Source organism: Phaeodactylibacter luteus (genome assembly GCF_007993045.1).
Lineage (GTDB): Bacteria > Bacteroidota > Bacteroidia > Chitinophagales > Saprospiraceae > Phaeodactylibacter > Phaeodactylibacter luteus.
Map to the genome: position 1 here is coordinate 1 of NZ_VOOR01000195.1, position 533 is coordinate 533.

Sequence of the window (533 nt, forward strand, 5' to 3'; positions counted from 1 at the left end):
TGTTGTCCTCTACCGTGACCGTCGCGGTGCACATGCTGACGTTGCTGTTCTCATCTGTCACCGTCAGGGTCACTGTGTTCATGCCCACCTCAGCGCAGCCGAAAGCCGTCACATCCAGCATCAGGCTCGCTATGCCGCAGGCGTCTGTAGAGCCGTTGTCGATATCCGATGCCGTGATGCTGCCCATGCCGTCCGCATCCAGCTGTACTACCGCGTTCTGGCATATGGCCGTTGGCGCTACGTTGTCCCCTACCGTGACCGTCGCGGTGCACATGCTGACGTTGCTGTTCTCGTCTGTCACCGTCAGGGTCACTGTGTTCATGCCCACCTCAGCGCAGCCGAAAGCCGTCACATCCAACATCAGGCTCGCTATACCGCAGGCGTCTGTAGAGCCGTTGTCGATATCCGATGCCGTGATGCTGCCCATGCCGTTCGCGTCCAGCTGTACTACCGCGTTCTGGCATATGGCCGTTGGCGCTATGTTGTCCTCTACCGTGACCGTCGCGGTGCACATGCTGACGTTGCTGTTCTCG

1 pseudogene is annotated in these 533 nt (G+C 59.7%); it reads right to left on the reverse strand.

Annotation, left to right across the window (positions count from 1 at the left end):
* Positions 1-514: pseudogene (locus FRY97_RS22060) on the reverse strand (HYR domain-containing protein); the annotation flags it as partial.
* Positions 515-533 lie beyond the last annotated feature (19 nt).